Here is a 23,189-nt window from a genome sequence, read left to right as displayed (position 1 = left end):
GCATTCTTATTTATGCAGCAGCAGAGATTTAAGGGAAATTAATGCGATTGGATTGCTAACGGATTCACTAAAAATCGTTACAGCATTTGAATTTTCAAATTGACTTAAATAAAGTGTAATTTTGATAGTCTTTTTATAAAAAATTAATGCTTTTTAACTTTTTAAAAAACAAAAATGACTTTACTACTTTTTACAAACAATTACACACATACAATGCTATGGAAGAGAAAAAACCAGCAAACAAAGACTTAATTTTAAGAGAAAAATTAGCGTTGCAACGAACAACTTTGGCCAATCAATCCACATTTCTTGCCTTTTTGAGAACGTCAATGTATTTTTTGATTGCAGGTTTGAGTTTGAGAAATCTGCTCAAAATTGAAAATAGTTTACTGATTGAAATCGCACTTTTTGTCACTTCATTTATCATTTTTGTTTTTGGAATCGTGAACTATTTTAAACACAAAAAATCCATAGCAGAAAATAAAAAACACATAGGTGACTACCAATTAGAATATTACAAATTATAAGAACTTACACTTTTTTGTTCCTAACTTCTTTTTCAAACGAAGATTTTAAATTAATAAATTACCTCAATTGAAAACAAATACAACCAAACTTGGACTGAAAGAAAATTGGAAACAGTTTACTATTTTGGTTATTGTCAATGCCTTTGTCGGCGGAATGATAGGAATGGAACGAACCATTATTCCAAAATTTGCTGAGATTGAATTTGGCATTGCTTCAAAAACGGCTATTCTCTCTTTCATCGTTGCTTTTGGAATTACAAAAGCCATTACCAATTATTTTACAGGCAAACTGGCGAACCGTTTCGGGAGAAAAAATTTGCTTTTATTCGGTTGGATTCTGGCCATTCCCATTCCTTTTATTTTAATTTATGCAGAATCTTGGAACTGGGTGATTTTTGCCAATATTTTATTGGGAATTAGTCAAGGACTTACCTGGAGCAGTACAGTGGTGATGAAAATTGATTTAGTTGGAGAAAAAGATCGTGGACTTGCGATGGGACTCAACGAGTTTGCCGGTTATTTTGCCGTTGGATTAGTTGCTTTTCTGTCAGGCTACATTGCACAAAAATATGGCATTACGCCCTACCCTTTTTACTTGGGAATTGGGATTTCGATAATTGGTTTTTTATTGACTTTGTTTTTTGTGAAAGACACCCGAGTATTTGTTCACCAAGAAAACACAACGAATAAAACTGAAAAATTAGATAATATTTTTCTCGAAACCACTTTCAAAAACAAAACATTAAGCGCCATTACACAAGCAGGATTAATCAATAACCTGAATGATGGCATGATTTGGGGACTTTTACCTATTGTGTTGCTTTCTTTGAATTATGATTCACAGAATATTGGAATTATAACCGCTATTTATCCTACTGTTTGGGGTTTTGGACAATTGGTAACCGGAAAAATATCTGATGTGTATTCGAAAAAAAAGATGTTGTTTTGGGGAATGTTACTTCAGGGAATTGCGATACTTTTTATTCCTTTTGCTGTAGCATTCTATCAGTTGGCCGCCATTTCAGCATTTTTGGGTTTCGGAACGGCGTTAGTTTATCCTACTTTTTTATCCGCCATTGCACAGGCGACAAATCCGCATCAGAGAGCAGAAAGTATTGGTACATTCAGGCTTTGGAGGGATTTAGGATATGCGATAGGCGCGATTATTTCAGGAATAACAGCTGATTTATTCGGTGTAAATTATGCCATTATATTGATAGGAGTTATCACCATTGCATCATCACTGATTATTGAAATCCGAATGCCGAAAGACTCTTTATAAAAAACAACCCGCTAATTTTAATCTAAAATCGTTTCTTTTTAGAAAATAATAATAATAATTTAAAAAAATGGAGCCAAAAAAATCAAAAAAATCGACTGTTCAAAATATTGTTTTTATCGTATTAATAGCACTGCTTCTGTTCAGTCCGTTGGGCACTTTTGTAAAAGTACAACTGAATCGATTAATTGCCTTTTCACCTAAAACAATTTCCGTTATGGATCAAAAAGAATTGTCAACTTATCAATGGCAATTAAAAGACGCCACCGGAAAGACGGTGTCATTGGACGCATACAAAGGAAAAATAATATTCATTAATTTCTGGGCTACTTGGTGTCCACCTTGTATTGCTGAAATGCCAAGCATTCAAAAATTATATGTTGATTATCAAGACAAAATAGTCTTTTTGTTTGTGACAACGGATTCCTTCGAAAAAGCAAATGCTTTTATGATTAAAGAAAATCTGACGCTTCCTGTGTATCAATCGGTAACCAATCCTCCATTAGAAATGCAATCGGCAACAATTCCGGCAACCTATCTTATTAATCAATCAGGAAATGTAATCGTAGCCAAAATTGGAACAGCAAATTGGAATAGTAATTCGTTTCGAGAAATGCTAAACGAGTTATTAAAAAAATAAAATTACTGTCATTTTTCACATTTTTTTTCTTGTGTGACAAAAGTAACACAACTACTCATTTATAAATATAACCTTTGTTATAATAAAAAAATAAATATGAAATTTTTAGAATTAATCAGAGAGCCTTGGCCTTGGTATATTGCAGGCCCATTAGTTGGACTTACAGTTCCGGCTTTGTTAATCATTGGAAACAAATCATTTGGAATTAGCGCCTCATTACGTCACACTTGCGCCATGTGCTTACCGGCAAACATAAAATTTTTCAAATACGATTGGAAAAAAGAAATCTGGAACATGTTTTTCGTTTTCGGTATTATATTGGGTGGTGTTATCGCGTACAGCTTTTTGTCAAATCCAAATCCAATTAATATTGATGGAAATCTAAAAACCGAATTGGCAGGCTACGGCATAACTGAAATTTATGGAATGTTACCAGAACAATTATTCTCGTGGGAAAGTTTATTTACACTCAAAGGCTTTTTTATGATGGTTATTGGTGGCTTTTTTATTGGTTTTGGTTCTCGTTATGCGGGAGGTTGCACCAGCGGTCACTCTATTTCCGGTTTATCTAATTTGCAAATGCCATCGCTTATAGCAACATGTTGTTTCTTCATTGGAGGATTGATTATGGCAAATGTTATTTTACCATTTATTCTTTCACTTTAAATTACGAATTATGAATATTAAAGATCAAAATACAGATTTCGAAACGCGTTCTTTAGATACTTCTTGTATTAATGAGAGTCAATTAGAACATAAGTGGTACCACAATTTAAAATATTTAATCATTGGTATTTTGTTTGGTATTGTTTTCATTAAAGCAGAAATTATCAGTTGGTATCGCATTCAGGAAATGTTCCGTTTCCAATCTTTTCACATGTATGGTGTAATAGGAAGCGCCGTTGTGGTGGGTATAATATCCGTTTTCCTAATTAAAAAATTCAATATTAAAACCATTTATGGAGAAAAAATCGAGTTCCATGACAAAACGTTCAACAAAGGTCAAATCTACGGAGGATTTATCTTTGGATTGGGTTGGGCAGTAACAGGTGCTTGTCCTGGACCATTATTTGCACAAATTGGAACGGGTGCAACAGTAATGATTGTAACTCTGTTTTTTGCAATAGTGGGAACTTGGGTATATGGTTATTTTAGAGATAAACTGCCTCATTAATACCCTATGAATCCAGAAAAACAAAATACAGTCCAATTTAAATCGCTCATAAAAAGGCTAATTTATCTGTTTACAACCATTATCTTCCTAATAATGGCTTTGTTCGTTGTTTTGTTTTTTAATACATCAATCACTGCCTGGTTTCAAAAAAATGATACGCAAATTGATTCACTTTTTGTAGATGCTGAGAAAAAAGTGATTTTGCAAAATGAAACGGCAAAATTCTGGAAACCGGCTGATATCGCTCTGATTAAAGATTCAACTTTAAAACAAGAAGTCGAATATGGAAAAGATCTAATTGCGCATACGGCTAAATACTTGGGTCCAAATGGTAGTGTGAAACAGATCACTAATGGGATGAATTGCTCCAATTGCCATCTGGACGCCGGAACAAAACCTTGGGGAAACAATTATGGTTCCGTATATTCGATGTATCCAAAAATGAGAGCGAGAAGCGGCCAGGTGGAAAATCTATACAAAAGAGTGAACGACTGTATGGAAAGAAGCTTAAACGGTCAACCGCTAAAAGAAGATAATAAGGAAATGAAGGCCATGATAGCGTACATGGAATATATTGGCAGTAAAGTTCCTAAAGGAATAGAAGCAAATGCGTCTGGAATCTATGATTTGGAGTATTTAGATCGCGCCGCTGATCCTGTAAAAGGAAAAGCACTATATGATGCCAAATGTGCCAGCTGCCACCAAAAGAATGGTGAGGGGATTTTGGCAGCGGATAAAAAAGAATATACGTATCCACCACTTTGGGGTAAAAATTCGTATAATAGTGGTGCAGGATTGTTTAGAATCAGTCGTTTTTCGGGGTACATAAAATACAATATGCCATTGGGCGCCTCCTATGAAAACCCTCAATTATCCGATGAAGAATCTTGGGATATTGCTGCCTATGTAGAAAATCTGGAAAGACCGTCGAAAGATTTAAGTCAAGACTGGCCCGATATTTCCAAAAAACCGGTGGATCATCCTTTTGGTCCATTTTCAGATTCATTTACGGAAACACAACATAAATTTGGACCTTTCAAACCAATAAAAGCCGAAAAAAAGAAAAACGAAAAAAAATAATCTTAAAAACCCAATTATGAAAAACCTAACCATTTTATTTGTTCTTGTATTAAGTATGATTTCCATTGTTTCGATGGCACAAAAAAAGCCGAATAAACACAAAATCGTTTTTCAGTTTACCAATGCTGCTGATACTTTACAACAAAAAGCAATAATAAACCAGCTGACAAACCTAACAACGCATTGGCCAAAGTCAAAATACGAGGTGGTGATTCACAGCATGGGTTTACCATTTGTAATGTCAGGGAAATCAAAGCAAATACAAGCTATAAAAGTACTTCGGGCTAAAGGTGTTCGTTTTTTAGTATGCGAAAACACCTTAAAAAGTCAAAAAGTAACTAAAGAACAATTGATTTCAGAAGTAGAATATGTACCAGTAGGAATAGCAGAAATTGTAGAAAAACAAGAACAAGGCTGGACGTACATTAAGGGCGGATTCTAAAGTAAAAATGTAAAATATGTTTTGTACCCTGCTACACTATAAATTTGGCTGTAGTTTTTCCTGTAAAAATCTTCTAAAAACCAAACCTGAAAACCTAAAAAAGATGAGTAATAACCGAAGAATTTTCCTAAAATCAGTTGGAACATTAAGTCTGGGAGCGGCGATTATTTCGCCCCTTTCTGCTATTGCAAATACAAATCAAACGGAAGAAATGATACTGCGGAAAGAAATTGACCGAAGCAAACCGCAAACGATTTCTATTCTTCAAACCACCGATGTGCATTGTCAGATTCATCCGCATGATGAGTTATTTTGGGAAAATGGGAAAGCTGTTTTTAGAAAAACGGGCGGTTATGCCTACATGGCAACTTTACTGAAACAACTCAAAAAGAAAAACCCAAATACCTATACCATTGACACTGGCGACATGTTTCAAGGTAGCGAATTAAGCGTAGAAACTACCGGTGAAGCTTTTGTTCCAATTTTAAATGCGTTGAATTACGACTTATATCTTCCCGGGAATTGGGAAGTGATTTACGGCAAAAAGAGAATGCAAACCCTTTTAGGTTCTCTGAATGCGCCAAAAATCTGTACCAATATGTACCATGATTTAGGCGAAGGGAAAAGAGGAGAACTTATTTTTCAACCCTATACGATTTGGCATATTGCCGGCGCAAAAATTGGTTTTTTAGGCTACACCGATCCATTGGTACCCTTGAGACAGAGTCCAAATTATAGCAAAGGAATTTTATATACCAATCCCGAAGAAAATCTGGCCCATTATGTAGATGTGTTACGAAATCAGGAACAATGCAGTTATGTAATTATAATTGCACATTTAGGTTTATCGCAGCAAATAGCATTGGCAAACCGACTGGAATGTGAAGGTGTAAACTACATTCTGGGTGGCGACACACACGAAAGAGTTCGTAAACCAATTGTTTGTAAGTATTCAAAAGTGGTGGAACCGGGAGCATTTGGTTCATTTATTGGAAAATTAGATTTGACCATTTTAAACGGAAAAGTGGTTAGTGACAGTTATGAATTAATAGAAGTCGATTCTCCAAAAATAAAACCCGACGCTAAAATCGAAAAATTATTAAAAGAGAAAGAATCCGTTTATCAGGAACAAATCAATAAGGTTATTGGATACAGCACAATTCCTTTGTATCGCTATTTTGTAGTGGAAAATCCTATTGACACAATGATTCTGAATGCCTTAAACTGGAAATTTCCTGATATTGCAATTAATCTTTCTAATGGATTCCGCTTTTGTCCACCAAAAACTACAGCAGATCAAACCGGAAATATTCCCATCACAAACGGTTTTATTTTTGATATGTTACCCGTTGACAGCACCGTAAGAACAGCAAAAGTAACCGGAAAGCAATTGAAAAACTGGCTGGAAAAAGAATTAAACAATGTTTTTGCTGATGAAGCTTCAAAACGTTTTGGTGGCTGGGTGGTAAAATTCAAAGGAATGGAAGTGCGCTTTAATGCTTTTGCCGAAATGGACAAAAGAGTTCAAAGTATTACGGTGAAAAATATGCCATTATATCCTGAAAAATTATATTCAATCATGGCCTGCGAGCGTGACGGAGATCCTGTGGATATGCTTTGCAGAATGAAAGGCGTCATGGATGCCAAAAACACAAATGCAACCTTACATTCGGTAATGCGAGATTATTTAAAACAAAATTCTCCTGTTACACCTACACCGCAAAAAAACGCAATAATTCTTGATGCTCCTGAAACACTCTTAACTCAAGTTACCGGTGTTGATTATACTTTCACATAGTACTTAAGTCATAAAGTCGAATGTTTAAACATTCGGCTTTATTTTTTGGGCCAATGTGATAAAAGTTACCTCCCATTTATAGGACTCAGATTATTTTTGTAAAAAAATTAAAGACTTACAAATGAAATCTTTTTTCTCTATATTAATCTCAACTTTTTTACTTTTAATAAGTTTCCATTCCTCGGCACAACATCAGGAAGTTTCGGATAAGCCAGCCGTTTGGAAAGAGAAAAATAATGAAAAAATTGATTCCACCTCGATTTTAAATGCTTTCAAAAACGGAAACTTCAGTGGCCATTTTCGCTATTTTTTTATGAGTACCAACAATGAAAGTGGCTTATCTGATTATTATGCCAATGCTCTTGGTGGCGGCGTAAAATTTGAAACGGCTAAATTTCATAATTTTCAATTTGGGGTCAGCGGTTATTACATTTATGATATCGGTTCTTCTGATTTTTCTAAAAAAGATCCGGTAACAAATTTATCCAACAGATACGAAGTAGCGCTTTTTGATTTTCAAAACGTATCAAGTAAAGGCAATTTAAGTAGGTTAGAAGAATTATATTTAAAATACAACTACAAAAATTCTAATGTAACCCTTGGAAAACAACTGCTGAATACGTCTTTCATAAATCTGCAGGACGGCAGAATGCGGCCTACTGAAGTCGATGGAATATGGATCGATTTTAATGAACTCAAAAAAACTAAAATAAATGTAGGTTACCTATACGGAATTTCGCCACGAAGTACCATGAAATATTTCAGAGTTGGAGAATCCATAGGAATTTACCCAACAGGTGTCAATCCCGATGGAGCAAAATCCGATTATGCAGGGAATTTAGACAGTGACGGAATTTATATAGTTGGTATACAAAATGAATCGATAAAAAATTTAAAAACACTTTTGTGGAATCAGTACGCAGAGAATATATTCAATTCGGCACTATTCCAAATGGACTATAAATACAATTTAAATCCAAACTCGACACTGCTTTTCGGATTTCAGACAATTTACCAAAACGCCTTGAATTTCGGCGGAAATGAAAATCCACGCAAAACCTATTTTGAAAAAAATGGCAATTCGCAAACTTTTGGAGGAAGATTAGGCTGGCAGAATAAAAAAATAGAAATTACTTTAAATTACAACCGAATAACTGCAAAAGGAAGGTATTTAATGCCCCGAGAATGGGGACGAGACCCGTTTTACACCTTTATGGCCAGAGAACGGAATGAAGGTTTTGGAGATGTGCATGCGGTAACGACCAAAATACAATATACGAATCCTAAAAAGACATTCAAATCACATTTGGCGGTAGGTTATTTTGATTTACCGGATGTGAAAAACGTTGCATTAAATAAATACGGATTGCCTTCTTATGTGCAGACCAATGCTGATTTTCGCTACCAATTTCAGGGAATGTTAAAAGGGTTTGATGCGCAATTATTGTATGTACACAAGTTCAATGCGGGTGAAACCAATACTAACAAAAATTATATTTTAAATAAAACGAATATGAGTAATATCAATTTTATACTCAATTTCAATTTTTGATTGTAAAAACTATATTAAATTTAACCGCTCCGTCAATGCCCTTCTATAGGTAATGCCAACCGGAATTTTCTCATTATTGATGACAACCGTATTCCGTTCCCAATCCTTAATTTTAGCAATGGCTATTATGTAGGATTTATGAACCCGCATGAAAAGTTCCGAAGAAAGACTATTTTCCAGTTCATTTGTGGTCATTGAGGCAAGATAAACTTTTTTTAATGTAAAAATTTTGACATAATTACCGCAGCTTTGGGCAAAAAGAATGTCATTTACATTCAAATCAAATAGGAATCCATCAATTTTTACTGCAATAATAGGATTCATTATTACCGTCTTTTCATCAGTGTACGTGGCAAAAAAGCGTTCTATCGATTTTAAAAAACGCGGGAAATAAATAGGCTTTAATAGGTAATCAAATACGCCGAATTCATAACTCTCCAATGCAAATTCTGAATAAGCAGTGGTCAATATTGTTTTGGGCGAATCATTCAGCGTTCTCAAAAGCTCCAGTCCAGTAATCTCAGGCATATCAATGTCTAAAAACATCAGATCAACCGTATTGAATCGAAGATAATTTAAAGCTTCAATGCCATTGTAACACTGCTGCACCAGTTCCAATTGCGGGTTTTGGCTGATATAGTTCACCAACACATAATGAGCGGCAGGTTCATCATCAACAATAATACATTTTCTTACGTTCATGTTTGGCGTAGTTCAATTACTAAATTAACGGTATAATCATGCTCGTTTGGAGTGATTTCTAGACGGTGTTTTTTTAAATATAATATTTTCAATCTTTCTCTCGTATTTTTCAAACCAATATTGGTAGAAACAACTTCTTTTTTTTGCTGTGGAACCGAATTGGATACATTAATATACAATTTTCCTTTGTTAACCCTTATATGAATAGTTACAAAACACTTTTCTATGGTAGCGGCTCCGTGCTTGAAAGCGTTTTCAATAAAAGTGATCAAAACCATGGGTGCAATTTCATACTGTTCTTCATGATCGCATTCGTAATCAAAAATAATACTGCAGCGGTAACCTACTCTTTCTTTTTCGAGCTGAATGTAACTGGAAATAAATGCAATTTCATTTTTTAAAGAAACGAATTCTTTGTTGCCCTGCTCCACCTGATACCGCATCAGCTGCGACACTTCCATAATCATTTCCGAAGTGCGTTCAGGATATTGCAGGCTAATTCCATAAAGCGTATTCATCGTATTAAACAAAAAATGCGGATTAAACTGATTTTTTAATGCATTAAGCTGAACCTGATTGGACAACAGAGCCTTGTTAGTCTTGTTCTTTTGGTCCCGATAATGTTCTAAAATCTGTATAGTTCCCAAAATACAAACTAGGGTTCCGGACAAGGTAGCAAACTGAAACTGATAAGTTTTTTGATGGGATGATTTATATAAAAAGCAGTTTTTATAAATAAACTCGGTTGATACTTCATATAAAAAGACAGTGAACAACGCAATCAACCCAACGGTAAGAATTAGATATAAAACCGGTTGATGTTTTTTTAATAAAACCGGAAGTAGAAAAACACGATTAAGTTGTGCATGAAAATACAGCACGAAAAAATAGAGCAAACCGTTACTAAAACCTTTCCAACTTTGTATAAAAACCCAGTCGTTGAGTGTAAAAAGAATAAAAGAAAAAACTAAAATAGCCGTTTCCTGTTCCCATTTATTTTCTAAAATCGGTTTAAATTTCCATTTCATTTCCAGTTAATTAAAGTTCCAAAGGAACGACATATAATTTGAATAGGCACCGATTGAGTGACCAATTCAATTCGTCATTTATAAAAAGTGTACGTCATTTATAACTGTCAAAAAAGAAGTAATCAGGCTAGATTTGCAGATCAAATTTATACTAAATACAACAATGACAACAAAAAAAATAACTCTTTTTATATTTCTGATTTTCTTTTCCCAAGGATTTTCTCAGACGCTTCCGCTAAAAGAGGCGCTGGAAAACGGAATTGCTAATTACGGAATGATAAAAGCAAAAAGCAACTATGCCGATGCTTCCAAAGAAACGATCAAACAGGTTCGCAGAGAATATCTGCCCAATGTTACGCTCTCAGGCCAACAGGATTACGGCACCGTTAACGGGCAAAACGGACCGCTCTATGGTTTTGGTGGTCTTGGAGCGGCTTCTTCAGGCCTTCCGTTGGAAAAGCAAAATTGGAATGCAGCTTTCGGCGCCTTGTATTTGGTCAATGTCAATTGGGATTTTTTCTCTTTTGGAAAAATGAAACATAAAATCAATCTATCCAAAGCGGATTCCCAGCGTTACGAAAAAGATCTGAATCAGGAAAAATTCCAACATAAAATTAAAATTGCAGCCGCTTACCTCAACTTATTGGCGAGTCAGCGATTGTTGATTTCCCAAAGAAAAAATCTGGAGCGCGCCATGGTCTTTCAGAATATTACTGCAGTGAGAGTAAAAAACGGACTCTTGGCCGGAGTAGATTCCACACTGGCTTCCGCCGAAGTCTCCCGATCCAAAATAACCCTGAACCAAGTGAAAGATCAGATTAAGGAACAAAACAACAAGCTCACTGCGTTGATGGGCGTTTCCATTCAGGAGTTTGTACTCGATACTACATTTGTCACAACAATACCAAAAGCAATACTATCACAGGAAACTTCTAATGAGAATTTGAATCCGATATTGGAATATCATAAAAGCAGGGTAGCTTTCAGCGAACAACAGCTTCGCTTTTTTAAAAAGGAATACTATCCCACCTTCAGTTTATTTGGTATATACCAGGGCCGGGCTTCCGGTTTTAACTCCGATTATGCTGTAAATCAGAATTCTTTTTCCCAAAATTATTCAGACGGCATTTATCCCTCCCGACAAAATTATCTGTTCGGCGTTGGCGCTACCTGGAACCTGACCACTATTGCTCGGGTAAGTAAAAAAGTTAGTGCCCAGAAATTGATTTCCGAAGGTTTACAGGAAGAATACAATGTAATCGACCAGCAATTAAAAACACAGTCGGATGCGGCTGATGCCAAAATAAAATATGCATTGGAAAATTATGTTGAAGCTCCAAAACAGGTTCAGGCAGCGCAACAGGCCTATTTGCAAAAAACCACTTTGTATAAAAACGGAATGACCAATCTTTTAGACGTTACACAGACTTTATACACGTTGAACCGTGCGGAAACCGACAGCGATATTATTTATACCAATGTCTGGCAATCCCTTTTGATAAAAGCCGCGGCCACGGGAAATTTTGACTTATTTATGAATGAATTTTAATTATGTAAAACAATGAATTTAATACGTTTTGCTCTTCGCAAACCCATCTCAATAATGGTACTGGTTGCCGGACTATTCTTTTTCGGAATTGGTGCTGTACGTGATATTAAAGTAGACATTCTGCCTGAAATGAATCTGCCCGTTATTTATTTAGCCCACTCATTTGCAGGTTATACGCCCAATCAGATGGAATCCTATTTTGCCAAAAATTATGTCAACGTGATGATTTTAGCCAATGGTGTAAAAGATATCGAGACCAAGAATATTCAGGGGCTCACTCTGATGAAAGTGACCTATTATGAAGGCACTAATATGGCTCAGGCCGCTGCTGAAATCAGTGCGCTGTCCAACAGAATCCAGTCCAGATTTCCGCCAGGTTCCCAGCCGCCCTTTATCATTCGGTTTGATGCTTCCTCGTTGCCCATCGGTCAATTGGTTTTGAGCAGTAAAACCCGTTCCAATAATGAACTTCAGGATTTGGCAAACGTATATGTTAGGGCTTCGTTCACGGCAATTCCGGGATTATTATCACCGCCTCCTTTTGGCGGAAGCCCCAGAACCATTGAAATTAATGTAGATCCTGATTTGCTTCGTGCGCATCAACTGACAGCGGATCAGATTGTGGAAGCCATCCGTACCAACAATCAAACGGCTCCTTCGGGGAACCTAAGAATTGGGGACATAAATTATATCATTCCGACAAATAATACCATTAAAGAAGTAAAGGATTTTGAAAAAATACCTTTACTCAAAGGCGGTGTCCAGAATTTATATCTTGGCGATGTGGCTCAAGTGAAAGATGGCGCCGATATTACTGCAGGATACGCTTTGGTCAATGGAAAACGTTCTGTATATATTAGTATTGCCAAGGCCGGTGATGCTTCGACTTGGGATGTTGTTCAAAAATTAAAATCACAACTCCCTAAAATCCAGAGTACTTTACCCGATGATGTTACACTGTCGTATGAATTTGACCAGTCGGTTCATGTGATTAACTCGCTGAAAAGTTTAATTATCGAAGGGATAATCGGTGCCGTTCTTACAGGGCTAATGGTTTTATTGTTTCTTGGAGATCGGAGAGCAGCATTGATTGTCATACTCACAATTCCCATTGCGATTATTTCGGGTGTATTATTCTTAAAACTATTCGGACAAACCATCAATCTGATGTCCTTAAGCGGCTTGGCTCTTGCGATTGGAATCCTGGTCGATGAAAGCACGGTAACTATCGAGAATATCCATCAGCATTTGGATATGGGGAAACCCAAGGCCTTGGCTATTTGGGATGCCTGTAAAGAAATAGCCATGCCCAAGTTGTTAATCCTGCTTTGTATTTTGGCCGTTTTTGCACCCGCATTTACGATGACCGGAATTCCCGGCGCCTTGTTTCTGCCATTGGCATTAGCGATTGGATTTTCGATGATTGTCTCTTTTTTACTTTCGCAAACCTTTGTTCCGGTGATGGCCAACTGGCTGATGAAAGCACATCCCAAAAAACCGCATCCATCGAATATTACCGATAATGAAGCCGAATTTAATATATCCGGTCTGACTATAGAATCCGAAGAAGACACTTTTGACCAGAAAAAAATCCTAGTACAAAGAGCCGATTTTAACGATGATGGCAAAATTAACTTTTTTGAACGATTCAGAAACTGGTACATGCGATTCGTCAATCGCCTTTTTGACTATAAAAAACCCGTTGCGCTGTTGTATCTTTTCCTATCAGCCGGTTTAGTAATTTTGCTGTTGAATATTATCGGACAGGATGTATTTCCAAAAGTCAATTCGAGTCAATTCCAAATGAGACTTCGGGCGCCGGATGGAACCCGTCTGGAAAGTACCGAAGATAAAGCAGTAACAGTGTTGACCGAACTGGAAAAAATGATTGGTAAAGAACATGTTGCAATATCCTCCGTTTATGTGGGTCAGCATCCAGCCATTTTTTCCGTTTCACCGATATATTTGTTTACTGCCGGACCTCATGAAGCCGTCTTCCAAATTGGATTAAAAGATTATCATGTGGATATGGATGTTTTTAAAGATGAATTCCGTCAGCGCATTAAAAAATTACTACCCAATGTCAAAATTTCTTTCGAACCCATCGAACTGACGGACAAAGTGCTGAGTCAGGGTTCTCCTACTCCTATTGAAATCAGGATAGCCGGAAAAAATAAAAAGCGAAATGAAGCCTATGTCACGAAACTCATCGCAAAACTGAATAAAATTGACTATCTGAGAGATGAGCAGATTGCCCAGCCCATAAAATATCCGGCGCTTGACATCACGATTGACAGAATACGTGCCGCTCAATTAGGGATTGACATGAACGACATTTCGCGTTCCCTTATTGCTTCCACATCTTCGTCCCAATATACCGAGAAGAATATCTGGGTAGATGAAAAAGCTGGATTCTCCTATAATGTTCAGGTTCAGGTTCCTTTAAACAAAATGAAAAGTAAAAATGATCTGAAAGAAATTCCGTTGCTTAAGAACGCATCCCGTCCAGTTTTAAGTGATGTGGCTACTATTACACCTTCTTTCACTTATGGAGAAAATGACAATATTGGAGCCATGCCTTATATTTCTGTGACGGCAAACATAGATCACGTTGATTTAGGAACCGCTACCAAAGCTGTTCAGCAAAGCATTGAATCTCTTGGCGAACTTCCGCGAGGATTGTTCATAGAGCAAATTGGTTTAAGCACGGTTTTAAAGGAAACCATGACCAGTCTGCAGACTGGTTTACTGATTGCAATAATGGTTATTTTCCTGATGCTTGCTGCAAATTTCCAGTCTTTTAAAATCTCAATGGTCATCTTAACTACGGTTCCCGCCGTCGTTTTAGGTTCCTTATTGCTATTGGTGAGCACTGGTTCCACTTTAAATTTGCAATCCTACATGGGAATTATTATGTCGGTGGGTGTTTCTATTGCCAATGCCGTGCTGTTAATTACCAATGCAGAACAGCTTCGAAGACAAAATGGCAATGCTTTGCAGTCAGCACGTGAGGCCGCTTCGCTGAGGCTGCGTCCCATTATTATGACCAGTATTGCCATGATTGCCGGAATGCTCCCGATGGCCATCGGACATGGGGAAGGCGGCGATCAAATTTCTCCGTTGGGAAGAGCCGTGATTGGCGGATTGGTATTTTCCACCTTTACAGTACTTCTTATTTTACCGCTAATTTTTGCGTGGGCAATGGGTAATACTCCAGTACACTCTTTATCCTTAGATCCAGAAGACAAAGAAAGCCAACATTATATCTCATCTTTACACCCTCAAAATGAAAAATAAATTATTTAAAAAATCGTTTCTGCTTTTAGTCTTGGCCACTGTTTTAACTGCCTGCAATACTTCTGAAAAGAAAGAAATTGCAGCCATAGAAACCGCTCCGGTTATTGAAACATTTACCATCAGCAAAGAAAAATTAGCTACTGTAATTCGCATTCCGGCGGAACTGACCGGTTTCCAACAAGTGGATATTTATGCCAAAGTAAGCAGTTTTGTTAAAGAACTCAAAGTTGATATTGGCTCGCAAGTTAAAAAAGGGCAGTTATTAATAATTTTAGAAGCACCGGAAATCAGTTCGCAATTGGCGGCAGCCCAATCCAGACAGCTTTCGCAAAAAGCTATTTATACGGCAAGCAAAAGTACTTTCGACAGGCTCTTTCAAACCAGCAAAATAGAAGGAACGATCTCCAAAAATGATCTTGAACAGGCTGCATCCCGAAAAAATTCCGATTACGCCCAATATCTAGCAACTCAAGCAGCTTATAAAGAAATTGCGATTATGAAAAGTTATTTGGTGATCCGCGCGCCTTTTGACGGAATCATCACAGCCAGAAATGTAAATCTAGGCACCTTTGTTGGATCTTCGGGAAAAGGATCGGAATTTCCTTTGTTTACGCTTCAGCAACAGAAAAAATTACGTTTATCGGTATATGTACCTGAGATTTACACTGGTTATTTGACTATTGGTGATGAACTTATTTTTAATGTGAAATCCATCAATAACAAGACTTTCCATGCAAAAATAGCCCGTATGTCCGGCGCTTTAAACAGCAAATTTCGATCTGAACGTGTAGAATTAGATGTTATAAATACCACTAAAAAACTGTTGCCAGGAATGATTGCCGAAGTGCTTTTGTCTTTAAAATCAAAAGACGATAATTATGTGGTACCCACATCGGCTGTGGTAACCTCCAGTGATGGTGTATATGTATTTATAGTAGACAATAATAAAACGAAAAGAACTCCCGTTCAGAAAGGTCGAGAATTGGAAAATCGCGTTGAAATTTTTGGATATATTCCTGAAAATTCTATACTGGTAAAAGTGGCTTCAGAGGAAATGAAAGATGGTGTGGCGTTGAAGTAGTAAGAACAAGTAGTTTGCAATCATTTAGGTCCAAACATTTTAATTTTTGATGTTCTTTCTTAGAAATAGTACTTTAAATTTAAAACTTTTATTTAGCCTTTTTTATCAAATAACAATACAATCCGTTGGGTGCAATTATTTGAAGTAAAACAGATAGATTAAATATTGCTAAGAAAATGAAATTCATCATTCTAATATATCAAAAATAAACCAATACCTATCTCAAATATAGTAAAAATCTATTTTTTTTGAAGTTATAAGTTCTTTTAATATGGTTTTAAACACAGAAATACAAACTGAAAAAAAACATAGTTGTATCGTTTAACAATAGCGCATCGAGCCTAAATTATGAATATATATGAACTAAACTTATACTACTAGTAAATCAATACAATAAACTCCTAACTCTCGAACATCATCACATTATTACTAGTTTTTTTCTTGAACACAACAATGAAGTCAAACTATTTTACTACAGGAAGTATTGTTAAGTTTTTTATTTACGTACAATCTCTACAGAACATTTTGCATGTAATGCCACCGCTTGCGAAACCGAGCCAAGTAGAAAGCCTTCTATATCCCCATGACCATGAGAACCAACGATAATCAAATCAGCACCGAATGTTTCAGCTTCTTTGAGTATTGCACTTTTTGGAGAACCACCAATAACCATTGTAGTTACAATTAAAGGCGGATTTTTATCACGCAAAATTTTTGCGGCACTTTCCGTAATTTTCTCTGCGCCTTTAAAAGCGTTGTGATCAGCTTCGGCATAATATTCATGTGAAACTCCCATTGGCTCAAGAGTATTTATTAGCGACATTCTTTCATAAACAGAAACAATACACACTTCGGTTTTGGGCGGAAATGGTCTGTTGGCAATTTCATTAATTGCTGTTTTACTATATTTTGAACCATCAGTTGCTAGTAGAATTTTCATTCTTTTTCCTCCACTAAATTCATTCCGCATTTGGAACATTTTCCTGGTTTATCCGAAGTAACTTCTGGGTGCATTGGGCAGGTGTACGTTTTTTGAGTTTCCATTTTTTTTACATTTTAATATTGTTTGTATTTGTATTATTTGGACATATCCATATTTTTATCCATTCCAGTCATTTTGTGTGATTGCATTTTTTTATCTTTCATCATATCCATCATTTTAGGATTATCCATCATCGATTTACACATTTCAGACATCATCGTAGTATCTGTTTTAGATGCTTCCATCATTTCGGTCATCATTCCTTTCATCATATCTGGATTATCCTTCATCATTTTCATCATGTTTTCGTGATTTGTCATCATCATTTTTCCTTTACTACTGTTCATCATCGCTTGCATCATATCTTTAGACATATCGCTATTGTTTGCAATAGTATCCATGATTGCCTTTTTTGTATCTGAATTTGAAAGAATTTGATTTACATCAGTTTTGGATTGGCAGGATGTAAGCAAACCAATAGATACTATAATTAATGTAATTTTTTGTAATGTTTTCATAGTTTATAATTTTTATTGTTTAAAATCTCTTAAATAATTCCTCTAAACGAAACTTTATTTAAGAGATTTAAATACTCACATTTCACTCATATTACTGCACTCAACAGCACATTTCCGACAGGCTTCCGCACAATTTTTGCAATGCTCCATGTGCGAATGTTTTTCACATTCCTCGGCGCAAGCTGTACAAATTTCGGCGCATAATTGGCAGATTTTTTCCGTAAATTCACTTCCGCTTGCCATAGCCTGCATTGCAAATAAACAAATAGCTGCACAATCATGATCTAGTTTTATGCAACGCGCTAACATTTTTACGTCTTGCTCATTCAAGCATTCACTTTCGCAATGTGAACATTCTACTGCACATTCTGAACATGCATCGATACAATCTTTAAATTTTTGATGACTCATCTTATTAAATTTTAATTGCAAATTAATTTTCGCAGTTTAAAGGTAGCTTTTTAGCTTGAAAAAGCATTGTTAAATTCTAATAAAAATTATATAATTGACACATTATCAGTGATTTATTTTGATTTTATAAAAAATGTAATTGCAAAAAAAGGACACTTGTCTTTTAGAACAAGCATCCCTTGTACAAATTTTAAATTTGAGTTTCTTAATAATTAAATGTAGCACCTAATCCAATTCCCATATCACTATCATAGTGGGTTGTAAATCCAAAGTTTCTTTTCACAATGTATTTTAAACCAGCCATATATTCTTTGTCGGTGTTCCACATTAAACTCATTCGTAGTCTTTTAGAAACCGGGATGTCTTTTCGTTCAAACTGTAAACGAACATTTCCATCGGTGAATACTTCGGCTTGTGCCACTATAAGCATTGGTAAAGTATAATTAACCCCTGCACTAAAAACAGCTCTTTTGTCTTTAGAATTGGATTGCCCAAATAGATTTCTTTCTTGCACGTCTATTCCCCCTTTTCTATATCTCCAATCAAAACCTATAAAAGGCATTAACCATTGCATTTTGCCAATGTATCTTCCAATATGGGTTTCGGTTTCATAACCGTGATGGTCGTTGTAACCCAAACGCCATTCGGTGCCAATACTCCAACGTGTGCTTTGATACATCGCTTCTCCATCGTTTCCGTTTGTTGCAAAATCATTTTCTGCCATAAAGTGAAATGCTCTATCGTCAGCGAACAATTTGCGTTGCGCCAATTTAGGGTTTGGAATTAATGGATTAGCAGGGGAGTTTTCATAACTAAAAACCCTGCCCATTCCGCTCATCATATGATATAAAATATGACAATGAAAAAACCAATCGCCACTTTCGGTGGCTGCAAATTCGAGCGTATCAGTTTCCATTGGCATGATGTCAATAATGTTTTTCATTGGAGCGAAATCTTCTTGTCCGTTGATGACCCTAAAATCATGTCCGTGCAAATGCATTGGATGACGCATCATAGAATTGTTATGAAGTATCATGCGTACGATTTCTCCTTTTTTAATTAAGATTTTATCACTTTCTGAAACTACTTTGTTATCCAAACTCCAAACATAACGATTCATATTCCCGGTAAGTTCGAACTTTAATTCTTTTACTGGTGCGTCTTTAGGAAGGGTTGTCGTGAATGGAGATTTCAACATGGCATAATTCAAGGTCACGATATCAGAAAGTGCATTGGAATCATATTGACTGTCCATGCCGTGCATTTTATGGTCGCCCATATTCATCATATCTTTTTTCTCTTGGCCTTTCTCGTTGTCTTTCATCGCCTCTTTATTCATCTCCATTCCATCCATTTTATCGCCCTCCATATTCATATCCAGCATTTTATCTTCGCCTTTTTTCTTAAGCTCGCCAGTTATTTCTGGATACATAACTACGTTCATATCCATTTGGTTAAGCGACATTTGCATTCCCATATCGTCTAAATCTCCGTTCATTTTCATCATGCCGTTCATCATCTTCATTCCTTCAAAATATTTTAACTTGGGTAGGGGAGAGGCCAATTGCTTAATACCATCACCTAAATATAATGAGGCTGATTTTGTGCGATCTTCGGATGTAACTAAAAATTCATACGCCGTTTTATCGGCAGGAATGGTAACGATAACATCGTAAGTCTCGGAAACCGCAATGATTAACCGATCTACTTCAACGGGTTCTACATCGTTACCATCGCTTGCTACAACTGTCATTTTACCTCCAGCATATGTAAGCCAAAAATAAGTAGATGCACCGCCATTTGATACACGTAATCGCACTTTATCGCCTGCTTTAAATTGTGAAAGTTGGCTTTCACTTTTCCCATTTATCAGGAATTTATTGTAGTACACATCGCTCACATCCATCGCATTCATTCGCTTCCATTCGTTATTAAGTTTGGTTTTAAAATAGCCGCTTCTTATGGCTTCTGCATAACTTTGGGTTGTTCCTTTTTTGATAGCAAACCAATCCGAAGCATTATGCAACATTCGATGTACATTGTTGGGATTCATATCCGTCCACTCACTCAAAACTATAGGCACGGTGGGAATGTCAAGTTCTTCTCTTTTATTCATAATAAAAGAGCCGTACATTCCTATTTGTTCCTGCAAACCGGTATGGCTGTGGTACCAATGAGTTCCATGTTGAATAATAGGAAAGGTATACAAATGCGTTGTATGTGGTTTGATTGGCATTTGTGTTAAGTTTGGTACACCATCTTCTTTGTTGGGTAAAAACAAACCGTGCCAATGCAACGATGTTTCTTCGTCTAATTCATTGTGTACATAAATTTCAGCGGTATCGCCTTCCGTAAATGTGAGCGTTGGCATTGGTATTTGTCCGTTTACAGCAATGGCTCTTTTAGGTTTACCCGTGAAATTTACGATAGTGTCTCGCACATATAAATCATATCTAACTGTTCTTGGCGGTGTGTTGTTTACAATTGTCTTTATGGATACTAAGTTTGCTTTAGGCATATCCATATTATGATTTTGATGTGAATGATTAGCATCCGTTTTCATATTGTCCATGTTGCCCTTCTTTTTAGAAGTCTTTTTCATGGGCATTTGCATTTCATCATGCTTCTTCACCACCGTTTTTTTACTCGTTTTAGCTTTCTCTTTTATCAACGTCATTCCGCATTTAGGACATTTTCCCGGTTTGTCAACGTGAATTTCGGGGTGCATTGAGCAGGTATACGTTGTGGGCTGCACCTTTTGCGCCTTTTCCTTTTTTGACATATCCATACCTTTCATATCCTGTGCATGGGCAAAGGAATAAATAGACATAATGAATAGTAATACTATAATTTTTCTCATTTTTTTAGTTTAAAATTGATTTACTAATTCTCATGGAGTTATTTGTCTAATTCTTTGAGCTTTGCTTTCATCTGTTCAATTTCTGCCTGTTGGCTGGTAATAATATTTTTAATTAATTCCTTTATTTCAGGGTCGGTAACCGATGCTTCTTTTCCCATTAGTATTGCTGCAGCATGGTGTGGTATCATTGATTTTAAAAATTCTTTATCCCCAACAGCTGCCTGTTGTCTAATTCCTGTAAAAAATAGAATCAAACCAATAAAACCTGCGACAACCAGTGAAATATTTAATTTTTTGTTGCCATACATGCTACCCATTACTAGAAGTTCAATTATGAGCATCGGCATGGTCATCAGTCCAGCCATGTAAAATTGGTTTATATTGGGTATTACATTGGCAAAAACATCTACCATTGAATACATTAGTATGTACATAGCTATAAATGATACCACTATCATAATCGCTAATTTCTTGTACATAGTTAAACTTAATTCTTGTGTATGCTCTTCTGTTGTGTGTTTCATTTTCATAATTTTTGATTTAAAATTAATTTATTTGTTCAATAGTAACTCCATCTCTAAAATTTGTTTTTTGAGTGATTCTACACTTTTCATTTTTTTTAATTCTGCTATAGATAAAGCTTTTTTACCGGCTTCAATTGCACTTGGATAGTCTTTTAATTCCGTTGCTATTTTTTGTCTCAAATTAGGATAATAAAAATTATCTGGATCCAATTTTGCGGCTTCTAAAAGCCAAGCTACTGCTTGTTCGTAATCTCTGTTTGTACTGTAATAATAGTTTGCTGCTTGAAATAATAAATTAGCATCAAGGGTTTTTTCTTTAATGATGTTTTTATCTATTATCGCAAAAATAGCTTCATCTGCTTTACTTTTTATTGGAATTTTCACCATCGAATTTTCCCATATTATTTTTAGAAATCCCTCTCCTTTGCTGTTAATGTCATTTATTTCGATTGTAAATGTTTCATAGAAATTGGGTACGCTTTCTACTGGAACTGTTAAACGAAAAACATCTTTTTTGGCATCATATCCAGTTTCGCCGTGTAATGTTGTATCTGCATTTACAATTATTGTCCACTCCTTTGTAGAAGGTATTGTGAATATTGAGTAGCTACCCATTTTTAAAGTAGTATTTCCAAATACAATATCTTCGTTAGTAGTTATTAAAGTACAATCACTAGCGCCAGTTCGCCAAAGTTTTTCAAAAGGCACTAATTCACCAAATATTTTTCTGCCTCTTGCTAATGGTCTGTTGTAAGAAACTTTGATTATTGTGCTTCCCAATTCTTGTTCAAATGATGCCGATGGACTTGCCGAAGTTAGTTTTATTTGAACTTTTTCTTGTGCCGAAATTACTAATGCTTGTAAAATAAAGAAATGTATTAGAATTATTTTTCTCATGGTTTTTGATTTTAAATTAATTTTATGGTTTGTTTTATTATGTTAAATTATTTTTTTATTTTCCTCCAGATTATTCTAATGGTAGGCGAAGAGATATACCAAAGTAAAAAACCACTTAAAACAGTTATTAACCCTAACAATGAAAATAGTCGCAAAACAATATTATTCATATTATCTCGACCTTCATAATCCATGGTATGGGTCATCCATAAAAAGTCAAACCATCGCCAATTTCTATGTCTAATCGTCTGAAAACCTCCATCATTTACTGAAATATAAGCTTTTAAATTATCTGGTTCTTGGTATGAAATAACATAGGCAGGTAATAAATGTTCTCTATATTCATGGTGTTTCCCTACTTCTTTAATGAGTTGTATTTCTTTTACTTTTAAACCTGATATAATGTATTTATCTGCAATTGACAATGCTTCTTTTTTAGAGATCCCATTTTTTAATTTTCCATTTTTCGCATTATAAAGCATCTTCTCATTCACCCAATAAAAAGGTTGATTATTTATTTTCCTTAATTCGATAGATTGAATTGCTATCGAAGGATGAAGAAGTGAAGGACTAATTAAACCCGAAAACGACTCAGCAACAATTCCTTTTTTATGAAATTGCATTCCATGAATGTCATCAATGTTAGACCAACTAAAATACAGACCACTAATAGTCCACATTAAAAATTGAAGACCCAAAAATATCCCTAAATATCGGTGAGACTTTCTAATCCATTTTGCTTTTTTTCCTTTAATCATTTACCTTTTAATTTTTTTTTTGAAATTGTTAAATAAATTGAACTAACCTTGAAAATTGCATTAAAATTGCAATTATATAAAACAGCATAT

Annotated in this window: 21 protein-coding genes and 1 pseudogene; 12 read left to right on the top strand and 10 right to left on the bottom strand. The window is 35.7% G+C overall.

The window, feature by feature from the left end; all coding sequences use genetic code 11:
- The first annotated feature begins 146 nt into the window (after positions 1–146).
- The 9 genes from ACNQF9_RS09140 (at position 147) to ACNQF9_RS09100 (ending at position 8,492) form a co-directional block, all read left to right on the top strand.
- Positions 147–527, top strand: a complete 381-nt coding sequence (locus ACNQF9_RS09140; RefSeq protein WP_417959824.1) for a DUF202 domain-containing protein — start codon at positions 147–149, stop codon at positions 525–527.
- Between the two features lie 67 nt (positions 528–594).
- A complete protein-coding gene (locus ACNQF9_RS09135; protein WP_417959825.1) occupies positions 595–1,809 on the top strand; it encodes an MFS transporter in 1,215 nt (404 codons plus the stop codon).
- A gap of 67 nt (positions 1,810–1,876) precedes the next feature.
- Complete coding sequence (locus ACNQF9_RS09130) at positions 1,877–2,446, top strand: TlpA family protein disulfide reductase (RefSeq protein ID WP_417959826.1); 570 nt, start codon at positions 1,877–1,879, stop codon at positions 2,444–2,446.
- Between the two features lie 96 nt (positions 2,447–2,542).
- On the top strand, positions 2,543–3,112 hold the full coding sequence (locus ACNQF9_RS09125; RefSeq protein ID WP_417959827.1) for a YeeE/YedE family protein: 570 nt from the start codon (positions 2,543–2,545) through the stop codon (positions 3,110–3,112).
- Positions 3,113–3,122: 10 nt separating this feature from the next.
- Entirely contained in the window at positions 3,123–3,620 is a 498-nt protein-coding gene (locus ACNQF9_RS09120; protein WP_417959828.1) for a DUF6691 family protein, read from the top strand.
- Positions 3,621–3,713: 93 nt separating this feature from the next.
- Positions 3,714–4,700, top strand: coding sequence for a c-type cytochrome (locus tag ACNQF9_RS09115; protein WP_417990099.1), 987 nt, complete (start codon positions 3,714–3,716; stop codon positions 4,698–4,700).
- Between the two features lie 16 nt (positions 4,701–4,716).
- Complete coding sequence (locus ACNQF9_RS09110; protein ID WP_417990098.1) at positions 4,717–5,142, top strand: DsrE family protein; 426 nt, start codon at positions 4,717–4,719, stop codon at positions 5,140–5,142.
- A gap of 103 nt (positions 5,143–5,245) precedes the next feature.
- On the top strand, positions 5,246–6,940 hold the full coding sequence (locus tag ACNQF9_RS09105; RefSeq protein WP_417959831.1) for a bifunctional metallophosphatase/5'-nucleotidase: 1,695 nt from the start codon (positions 5,246–5,248) through the stop codon (positions 6,938–6,940).
- Positions 6,941–7,061: 121 nt separating this feature from the next.
- Positions 7,062–8,492: an OprD family outer membrane porin gene (locus tag ACNQF9_RS09100; RefSeq protein ID WP_417959832.1), complete on the top strand. Its 1,431-nt coding sequence runs from the start codon at positions 7,062–7,064 to the stop codon at positions 8,490–8,492.
- A 9-nt stretch (positions 8,493–8,501) separates the two neighbouring features.
- Here the strand turns inward: ACNQF9_RS09100 and ACNQF9_RS09095 are convergent, their stop codons facing one another.
- Both ACNQF9_RS09095 and ACNQF9_RS09090 read right to left on the bottom strand, forming a co-directional pair.
- The gene (locus ACNQF9_RS09095; protein ID WP_417990097.1) at positions 8,502–9,194 is read right to left on the bottom strand and encodes a LytR/AlgR family response regulator transcription factor; all 693 of its coding nucleotides are present in this window, start codon (positions 9,192–9,194) and stop codon (positions 8,502–8,504) included.
- Entirely contained in the window at positions 9,191–10,222 is a 1,032-nt protein-coding gene (locus tag ACNQF9_RS09090; protein WP_417990096.1) for a sensor histidine kinase, read from the bottom strand. Before ACNQF9_RS09090 ends, ACNQF9_RS09095 begins: the two co-directional genes overlap by 4 nt.
- Before the next feature lie 163 nt (positions 10,223–10,385).
- Here ACNQF9_RS09090 and ACNQF9_RS09085 point away from each other — a divergent pair, with 163 nt between their 5' ends.
- From ACNQF9_RS09085 to ACNQF9_RS09075, 3 genes are read left to right on the top strand one after another with little or no spacing between them, the layout of a single operon-like run.
- Positions 10,386–11,771, top strand: a complete 1,386-nt coding sequence (locus ACNQF9_RS09085; RefSeq protein ID WP_417959837.1) for a TolC family protein — start codon at positions 10,386–10,388, stop codon at positions 11,769–11,771.
- 12 nt (positions 11,772–11,783) lie between these two features.
- Positions 11,784–15,068 (top strand): efflux RND transporter permease subunit, encoded by a 3,285-nt coding sequence (locus tag ACNQF9_RS09080; RefSeq protein ID WP_417959839.1) that lies wholly within the window; start codon positions 11,784–11,786, stop codon positions 15,066–15,068.
- Positions 15,058–16,149, top strand: a complete 1,092-nt coding sequence (locus ACNQF9_RS09075; protein WP_417990095.1) for an efflux RND transporter periplasmic adaptor subunit — start codon at positions 15,058–15,060, stop codon at positions 16,147–16,149. The genes ACNQF9_RS09080 and ACNQF9_RS09075 overlap by 11 nt, the downstream gene beginning before the upstream one ends.
- Before the next feature lie 496 nt (positions 16,150–16,645).
- On the opposite strand, the gene ACNQF9_RS09070 is transcribed toward ACNQF9_RS09075, so the two are convergent.
- The 8 genes and pseudogenes from ACNQF9_RS09070 to ACNQF9_RS09035 form a co-directional block, all read right to left on the bottom strand.
- Entirely contained in the window at positions 16,646–17,089 is a 444-nt protein-coding gene (locus ACNQF9_RS09070; protein ID WP_417959841.1) for a universal stress protein, read from the bottom strand.
- Positions 17,089–17,187 (bottom strand): annotated as a pseudogene (locus tag ACNQF9_RS09065) (heavy metal-binding domain-containing protein); the annotation flags it as partial. The pseudogene ACNQF9_RS09065 and the gene ACNQF9_RS09070, both read right to left, overlap by 1 nt.
- Before the next feature lie 39 nt (positions 17,188–17,226).
- Positions 17,227–17,649, bottom strand: coding sequence for a membrane or secreted protein (locus ACNQF9_RS09060; protein ID WP_417959842.1), 423 nt, complete (start codon positions 17,647–17,649; stop codon positions 17,227–17,229).
- Between the two features lie 75 nt (positions 17,650–17,724).
- Positions 17,725–18,060, bottom strand: a complete 336-nt coding sequence (locus ACNQF9_RS14345; protein ID WP_470303281.1) for a four-helix bundle copper-binding protein — start codon at positions 18,058–18,060, stop codon at positions 17,725–17,727.
- 205 nt (positions 18,061–18,265) lie between these two features.
- The gene (locus ACNQF9_RS09050) at positions 18,266–20,920 is read right to left on the bottom strand and encodes a multicopper oxidase domain-containing protein (protein ID WP_417959845.1); all 2,655 of its coding nucleotides are present in this window, start codon (positions 20,918–20,920) and stop codon (positions 18,266–18,268) included.
- A gap of 38 nt (positions 20,921–20,958) precedes the next feature.
- Entirely contained in the window at positions 20,959–21,444 is a 486-nt protein-coding gene (locus tag ACNQF9_RS09045; protein ID WP_417959847.1) for a DUF305 domain-containing protein, read from the bottom strand.
- Positions 21,445–21,471: 27 nt separating this feature from the next.
- Positions 21,472–22,341 carry a DUF2911 domain-containing protein gene (locus ACNQF9_RS09040; protein WP_417959848.1) on the bottom strand — a complete coding sequence of 290 codons (870 nt, stop codon included), beginning with the start codon at positions 22,339–22,341 and terminating at the stop codon, positions 21,472–21,474.
- 47 nt (positions 22,342–22,388) lie between these two features.
- On the bottom strand, positions 22,389–23,099 hold the full coding sequence (locus ACNQF9_RS09035; protein WP_417959849.1) for a PepSY domain-containing protein: 711 nt from the start codon (positions 23,097–23,099) through the stop codon (positions 22,389–22,391).
- Between the last annotated feature and the right edge of the window lie 90 nt (positions 23,100–23,189).

Origin of the sequence: Flavobacterium amylolyticum (assembly GCF_048284335.1) — a bacterium.
Lineage (GTDB): Bacteria > Bacteroidota > Bacteroidia > Flavobacteriales > Flavobacteriaceae > Flavobacterium.
The sequence above is the reverse complement of the archived record's forward strand: the minus strand, read 5'-3'. Positions and strand labels throughout refer to the sequence as shown.